This window comes from Streptomyces sp. WELS2, from assembly GCF_013870595.1.
Classification (GTDB): Bacteria; Actinomycetota; Actinomycetes; order Streptomycetales; family Streptomycetaceae; genus Streptomyces.
The window spans coordinates 1-7,279 of sequence record NZ_JACBWZ010000280.1 but is presented as its reverse complement, the minus strand read 5'-3'; the positions used below and the strand labels follow the sequence as shown (position 1 = coordinate 7,279).

Genomic DNA, 7,279 nt, shown 5'->3' with positions numbered 1-7,279 from the left:
AGCGGCGCCGCATCCGCTCCACCTCGATGCCCTGGAGCGCCGCCCACCGGCAGTAGGCGTGCAGGACGACGCCCGGCGGGTGGCAGACGCCCTTGTGCTGCCCGCGCACCATGGCGCGGATCAGGCCCTCGGTGGTGAAGCAGGCCAGCTGGGTGCCGGTCCCGGCCCGCAGTGGTCCGGCGGCCGGCGCCCGTCCCCGGACCGCGCCCAGCGTGTCGCCGAGGGCGAGCCCGAGCATCAGCCCGCGCGTCCGGGACTCCATCCGCGCGACCCTGCGCTGGTACTCCTTCTGCGGGTCCGGCCCTGCCACTTGCCCTCGCTCCCCTCACGCCACGGTGCTCCGGCCCACCGTAACGCCGGCCCGAGGGGAGGGACACGGGCGTGGGGCGGGGTCGCCGGGTCAGCCCTTCTGCTCGACGCGCACCCAGTCGATCTCGGCCCGCACTCCCCCGGAGGCGATCTTGTCGACACTGGACTGGGGCAGCCCCCAGTAGGGCGCGGTGACCTTGTTCCAGCCGGCCGGGTAGGCGCCGCCGAGGGCGAGGTTCAGGACGAGGTACTGGTGGTGGTCGAAGACCCACTGGCCCCGGGTGGACTCCAGCTTGTTCCGGGTCGTCTCCTGGACCAGGCGGTCGTCCACGAAGAACCGCAGCGCCGTCGGGGTCCATTCGACCGCGTAGGTGTGCCACTGGCCGGCCGTGCCGCCGCCGGGGTAGGTCTGGCGGGCGCCGATGTTGCCGTCCGCCGAGTAGCCGGGGCCGTGCAGGGCGGAGCTGGTCCAGTCCGGGTAGCCGATGTTCTCCATGATGTCGGTCTCGCCGGAGGCCGGCCAGGACACCGAGGGGTCGTCGACGTCGCTGCCGAGCAGCCAGAAGGCCGGCCAGAACCCGTCGCCGACCGGCAGCTTCATCCGCGCGCTGACCTTGCCGTAGGTGAAGTCGAGGTGGGTGTGGGTGTCGACGCGGCCGGAGGTGAAGTCGTAGGTCCCGCCGCCCGCCCGGGTGCAGCCCTTGCAGTACCTGGCCTTGAGGAGGAGGCTGCCGTCGCCGACGCTGATGTTGTCGGGCGAGTCGACGTACGCCTGGGCCTCGCCGTTGACCGGGCCCATCTCGGTGCCGGTGCGCACCACCCGCCACTTGGAGCGGTCCAGGGCGGTGCCGGTGAAGTCGTCGAAGAAGGCGGTGTGGTAGCCGCTCGGCGGGTCGGCCGGGAGCGCCGGGTACGCGGCGGACGCGCTGCCACCCGTGCCCCAGACCTCGAACTCGTAGAGCGAGTAGCCGAACTGGGCGGTGGCGGGGGCCGGGTTGTAGAAGGAGCGGCGCTCCTTGCCGAGCATGCGGACGTAGCGGCCCGTCACGGGTGCGGGCAGCCGGACCGAGTCGTGCAGACCGGCCGCGTCGGACGGTGACTCGACGTCGGCGCGGCGGGCGGCGACGTCCGCGGCCGAGGGCTCGTAGACCGTGCGCCAGGTGCGGTTGTCGTCGGAGACCTGGAGGAGGTAGTCGACGGCGTAGGCCGACTCCCAGTAGAGGTCCACCGTGTCGATGGTGGACTGTGCGCCGAGGTCCACCGACACCCAGCGGTCCGTGTTCCAGTCGCTGGACCAGCGGCTGGCGTCGCCCTTGAGGTCCGCGGGCCGGCCGCCGTCGGTGATGAACGCCGGTGAATGGGCCGCGTCCTGGTAGTAGTCGGCGTACGCCGGGTGGTGGAGGGCGAGGTTGGTGCGGGTGGTGGAGGCCGGGGCCGGTTCGCCGCCGTAGACCTCGAAGCTCCACAGCGAGTAGCCGTAGGGGGTGGCGCGTTCCAGGCCGCGCAGCCGGATGTAGCGGCCGGTGACCTCCTGGGGGTGGGTGTACGCGGTGACCGAGCCGCCGGTGCCGGCGGTCTCGGTGTAGAACGGCGTCCAGTCCGTGCCGTTCTTCGAGACCTCCAGGACGTAGCGCTTGCCGTAGGCGGCCTCCCAGTCGAGGGTGACGCGGTCGACCCGGAGCACGGCGCCGAGGTCGACGCGGATCCAGGCGTCGTCGGCGAAGTCGCTGGACCAGCGGGTGGCCGCGTTGCCGTCGAAGGCCAGGCCGGGGCCGGTGCCGGCGTTCTCGCTGCCGGAGGCGGTGACGGCGGCCGGGTTCAGCGCGTAGGCGACGGCCGCCCGGTCGGTGTCCCAGCCGACGGCGGCCGGGGCGGCGAGGGCGGGGGCGGGGGCGGCCAGCAGCGGGCCCGAGGACAGCAGGGCGGTGGTGGCGAGGGCGGCGAGCAATGTGCGGGATCGCATGCGGCTCTCCTTGTGGGGTGGAGGTGCACTCTGTCGTTCCGAGGCACTTTGTTGTGCTCATGACACACATGGGGAGGTGTGCGCCGGTGGACACGGACTCCCCTGCCGTGTCCACCGGCCGTCCGGGCCGGGCTCAGACGGCCCGGAGGATCAGGCGGCCCGGCGGGTCAGGCCGCGGTGGGCGCGGACGAGGTCCGCGTACCGCCGGCCGCTGCCCTTGATGGTGCGGACCTGGGTGCGGTAGTCGACGTGGACCAGCCCGAACCGCTTGTCGTAGCCGTACGCCCACTCGAAGTTGTCCAGCAGGGACCAGGCGAAGTAGCCGGCCAGCGGGGCGCCCCGGCGGACCGCGGCGGCGCAGGCCGCGAGGTGGCGCTCCAGGTAGTCCTGCCGTTCGGGGTCCGCCACGCTGCCGTCGGGACGTACGACGTCCGGGAACGCGGAGCCGTTCTCGGTGACGTACAGGGCGCGGGCGCCGTACTCCCCGGTGAGCCGGAGCAGCAGCGTCTCGATGCCGGCGGCGTCGATCTCCCAGTCCATGCCGGTGCGCGGGACGCCCTCGCGCCGGACGGAACGGGCGTACGGCGCCGGTCCCCCGGGGTCGTCGGCGACGTACTGCGGGAAGTAGTAGTTCAGGCCGAGCCAGTCGAGCGGGGCCGCGATGACCGCCAAGTCTTCGTCCTTCAGAGGCAGTTCGACGCCGTAGGTGTCCACCATGTCGGCGGGGAAGCCGCGGCCGTGCACGGGGTCGAGCCACCAGCGGTTGACATGGCCGTCGAGCCGGCGGGCCGCCGCCAGGTCCTCGGGGCGGTCGGTGGCCGGGTGCACGGTGGAGAGGTTGTTGACGATCCCGACCCGGGCGCCGGGGGCGGCGGCGCGGATCGCCTGGGTGGCCAGGCCGTGGCCGAGGAGCAGATGGCAGGAGGCGCGCACGGCGGCGGCGAGGTCCGTCCAGCCGGGCGCCATCGTGCCTTCCAGGTGGCCGATCCAGGCCGAGCAGGAGGGCTCGTTGAGGGTGGTCCACAGCCCGACGCGGTCACCGAGGCGGCCGGCGACGACGGAGGCGTACTCGGCGAAGGCCCGCGCGGTGTCGCGCTCCGGCCAGCCGCCGCGGTCCTGGAGCACCTGGGGCAGGTCCCAGTGGTAGAGGGTGACGGACGGGGTGATGCCCGCCTCCAGCAGCGCGTCCACCAACTCGTCGTAGAACGCGAGTCCCTTGGCGTTCACCGGGCCGGTGCCGCCGGGGATCACCCGGGGCCAGGCCACGGAGAACCGATAGGCGTTGACGCCGAGCCGCCGCATCAGGCCGATGTCCTCGCGCCAGCGGTGGTAGTGGTCGCAGGCGACATCGCCGTTGTCGCCGCCTGCGATCTTCCCCGGGGTGTGCGAGAAGGTGTCCCAGATCGAGGGTGAACGGCCGTCCTCGGCCACGGCTCCCTCGATCTGGTACGCCGCGGTGGCCGTGCCCCACAGGAAGTCGGGCGGGAAGGCGGCGAGGTCGATGGGTTCGGACACGGAAGTCCCTTCGGGATCAGGGGTGGTGGTCACTTGACGGCGCCCGCCGTCAGGCCCGCGACGAGATAGCGCTGGAGCAGCAGGAACCCGGCCACCACGGGCACGCTGACGACCAGCGAGGCGGCCATGATCTGGTTCCAGTAGACGTCGTTGAGGGTGGAGTAGGCCTGGAGGCCGACCGCGAGGGTGCGGGTGGTGTCGTTGGTCATGACCGACGCGAACAGCACCTCGCCCCAGGCGGTCATGAAGGCGTAGACGGCCACTGCGACGATGCCGGGGATCGCGGCCGGCACGACGATCCGCAGCAGCGCCTTCAGCGGGCCGCAGCCGTCCACGAGTGCCGCCTCGTCCAGGTCGCGCGGCACCGAGTCGAAGTACCCGATCAGCATCCAGATGGAGAACGGCAGCGAGAAGGTGAGATAGGTCAGGATCAGCCCGCCGCGCGAGCCGAACAGGGCGATGCCGGTGGCGTTGCCGATGTTGACGTAGAGCAGGAACAGCGGGAGCAGGAAGAGGATGCCGGGGAACATCTGCGTCGACAGCACGGTCACCGTGAAGACGCGTTTGCCGCGGAAGTCGTAGCGGCTGACGGCGTAGGCCGCGAACACGGCGATGACGACCGAGCAGAGGGTCGCCGCACCCGCCACGATCAGCGAGTTCACGAAGTACCGCGCGAGCGGGACCGTCGACCAGATGTCGATGTACGGGCGGACGGTCAGCCCGCTGGGCAGCCAGCGGAACTTGCCGGAGACGTCCGCGAGCGGCTTCAGCGAACTGGAGACCATCACGTACACCGGGACCAGCACGAACCCGGCGAGCAGGGTGAGGAAGACCCGCCGGAACCACAGGAACGAACGCGCCGGTGCCATGGGCGAGCGGACGGGAGTCACGGGCGTGACGGACGTGCGGGTGCTAGACATCGGCGGCCCTCCGTCCGCGCGAGGTGAGCAGCAGATAGCCGCCCGTGACGACGAGCAGGAAGAGCAGCAGCAGGACGGACATGGCGGAGCCGGTGCCGAAGTTCCAGGTGACGAAGGAGGACTGGTAGATGTGGACGGAGACGAGGTCGGCGGCCTCGGGCGCGGACTTCCCGAACAGCACGTACGGCGTGTTGAAGTCGTTGAACGTCCACAGGAACAGCACCAGGACGAGGACCTGGTTCACGGGGCGCAGCGAGGGCAGGGTGATGCGGCGGATCCGCTGCCACGTCCCGGCGCCGTCCAGCGCGGCGGCCTCGTACAGCTCCCCGGGGATGTTCTGCAGCCCGGCGGTCACGATGAGGAAGGCGAACGGCCAGCCCTTCCATACCGATACGGTCAGCAGGGCGTAGAAGCTGTTGTCGCCGATGAGCCAGAAGGAGGGCTTGCCGGTGAGGTGCAGCTGGTCGTGCAGGACGTGGTTCACCAGGCCGTTGTCGTGCTGGAACATGAACGCCCAGGTGATGACGGCGGTGTAGACGGGCAGCGCGTACGGCACCAGGAACAGGGCGCGCAGCAGCCCGCGTCCGCGGAAGGTGTCCTGCATGAAGACCGCGGCGGCGGTGCCGATCAGCCAGCACAGGCCGACCGACAGCAGGGTGAAGCCGACGGTGACGAGGAAGGAGTGCAGCAGGGCCTCGCCCACGGGGGCGTCGAAGTCCACCGACACCCGGTAGTTGCCGAGGCCGGACCAGGGGGCGGTGCCCCAGTCGCGGATGTAGAACTGGGTGAGCTCCTTGAAGCTCATCACGACGCCGATGACCATCGGCACCAGGTGGACGAGGAGTTCGAGCAGCAGGGCGGGCAGGAGCAGCAGGTACGGCAGCGAGAGGCGGCGCAGCCGTCCGGGGCGGCGGGGTGCGCGCGCCGCCACTTCGGACGGGGCCCGGCGCACCGGCTCCTTGAAGGCGGTGGTGGTCATCGTCGGGCTCACGCCGCCGGCATCTGCTGCTGGGCCTTGCGCAGCTTGGCCGCCACCGAGCCGGCGGTCACCGGCCGCCCGGCGGCGGCGTCGGCGAACAGTTCCTTGACGGCCGTACCGACCGTCGTCTCGAACTGCGACTCGGACGGCACCTGCGGCAGCGCGGCGGCGCTGGTGGCGAGGGTGTTCTTCAGAACGGCGGTGTCCGGGGCGGCGAACGCGGGGTCCGCCTGAGCGGACTTGACCGGTGGGATGGCGCTGTAGGCCTTGTTGAGGATCTTCTGCTCCTCGTCGGACGTCATGAACTTCACGAACTGCTTGGCGCCGTCGAGGTTGTCGGTGTTCTTGAAGACGGCCATGTTGATGCCCATGACCGGCGAGTTGACCTGGGTGCCGCCGCCGGGCGCACCGGAGACCACCGGCACGGGCGCGATGCCGTAGGAATCCTCGCTCATTCCCTGGGACTCGAGGTTGGCGGAGGCGGTCTGCCACAGCAGCATCGCCTGCTTGCCCTTGGCGAAGTCGCTGACGGACTGGTTCTGCGCGTACTCGGCGTCGCCGGCCGGGATGACCTTGTCCTTGGCCATCAGATCGACGTAGCCCTTGACCGCGTCGACCACCTTGGGGTTGGTGAAGTCGGGCTTTCCGTCGGCGGTGAAGAAGTCGGCGCCGTGCTGCTTGGCGAAGACGAAGACGTGGTGGATGTTCTCCGACAGGTTCGAACCCTCGGCGCCCAGCGGGGACTTGCCCTCGGCCTTGATCTTCTTGCCGTCCTCGACCAGTTCGGCCCAGGTGGCCGGGGGCTTGGAGATGCCGGCCTCCGCGAAGATCTTCTTGTTGTAGTAGAGGGCGTACGCCATCGAGTACAGCGGGACCGCGGCCGGGTCCTTGCCCTGGGCACCGGTCGAGCCGAGCGCGGTCTCGGCGAACCGGTCCCGGCCGCCGATCGCGGCGAAGTTCTTCTCGTCCCAGGGCAGCAGCGCGCCGGTCGCCTGGAGGGAGGCGCTCCAGGTGTTGCCGATGTTCAGCACGTCCGGGCCCTGGCCCGACGTGGTGGCGGTCAGGATCCGGTTGAGCAGGTCCGACCAGGGCACGACCTCCAGCTCGACCTTGATCCCGGTCCGCTGCTCGAACTTGTCCAGCTCCGGCCGGAGCACCTTCTTGTCCGCCTCGATGCTGGCCCCCTGATTGGACGCCCAGTACGTCAGCGTCTTCGGCGAGTCGTTGGACCCGCCGCCGACGGCCGATCCGCCTCCGCAGGCCGTGGCCGCGAGGGCGAGTGACAGGGTGACGGCGCCTACGGCCGCGGCTCGGATGCTGCGCATGCGTCCCGGTGTCCCTTCGGGGGTTGCACTCATGACTTAATTTAGGACGTGAGTTAATCCGCCGAGAGGACGATCGTCAAGGGATTCGACAGGTGATCGTCGGGGGGTTGGGTGCGTATGGGGCGGGGCGGGGGGCGGGTTGGCCGGTTCGACGAGGCGTCAGGGGCGGGCGGGTGAGGCGTCGGGGGCCGGCCCGGTGAGATGCCAGGGGCGGTCCGGTGAGACAACGAGGGCCGGCCCGCTCCACGCCGGCACCTGGCCAAGCGTG

5 protein-coding genes and 1 pseudogene are annotated in these 7,279 nt (G+C 70.9%); all 6 read right to left on the bottom strand.

Going from position 1 to position 7,279, the window contains the following annotated elements:
- Positions 1-310, bottom strand: a pseudogene (locus tag H5J33_RS17735) (hypothetical protein); the annotation flags it as partial.
- A gap of 90 nt (positions 311-400) precedes the next feature.
- Complete coding sequence (locus tag H5J33_RS17730) at positions 401-2,272, bottom strand: discoidin domain-containing protein (RefSeq protein ID WP_181795911.1); 1,872 nt, start codon at positions 2,270-2,272, stop codon at positions 401-403.
- 150 nt (positions 2,273-2,422) lie between these two features.
- Positions 2,423-3,787 carry a GH1 family beta-glucosidase gene (locus tag H5J33_RS17725; RefSeq protein ID WP_181795910.1) on the bottom strand — a complete coding sequence of 455 codons (1,365 nt, stop codon included), beginning with the start codon at positions 3,785-3,787 and terminating at the stop codon, positions 2,423-2,425.
- Positions 3,788-3,816: 29 nt separating this feature from the next.
- Positions 3,817-4,656, bottom strand: coding sequence for a carbohydrate ABC transporter permease (locus tag H5J33_RS17720; protein ID WP_181795912.1), 840 nt, complete (start codon positions 4,654-4,656; stop codon positions 3,817-3,819).
- A 43-nt stretch (positions 4,657-4,699) separates the two neighbouring features.
- Positions 4,700-5,686 (bottom strand): carbohydrate ABC transporter permease, encoded by a 987-nt coding sequence (locus H5J33_RS17715; RefSeq protein WP_181795913.1) that lies wholly within the window; start codon positions 5,684-5,686, stop codon positions 4,700-4,702.
- Between the two features lie 8 nt (positions 5,687-5,694).
- The gene (locus tag H5J33_RS17710; RefSeq protein WP_181795909.1) at positions 5,695-7,011 is read right to left on the bottom strand and encodes an ABC transporter substrate-binding protein; all 1,317 of its coding nucleotides are present in this window, start codon (positions 7,009-7,011) and stop codon (positions 5,695-5,697) included.
- Positions 7,012-7,279 lie beyond the last annotated feature (268 nt).

Excerpts from the sequence above, each read along its gene's own strand:
- H5J33_RS17730 (WP_181795911.1), bottom strand. The coding sequence starts at position 2,272 with ATGCGATCCCGCACATTGCTCGCCGCCCTCGCCACCACCGCCCTGCTG.
- H5J33_RS17720 (WP_181795912.1), bottom strand. The coding sequence starts at position 4,656 with ATGGCACCGGCGCGTTCGTTCCTGTGGTTCCGGCGGGTCTTCCTCACC.
- H5J33_RS17715 (WP_181795913.1), bottom strand. The coding sequence starts at position 5,686 with ATGACCACCACCGCCTTCAAGGAGCCGGTGCGCCGGGCCCCGTCCGAA.
- H5J33_RS17710 (WP_181795909.1), bottom strand. The coding sequence starts at position 7,011 with ATGCGCAGCATCCGAGCCGCGGCCGTAGGCGCCGTCACCCTGTCACTC.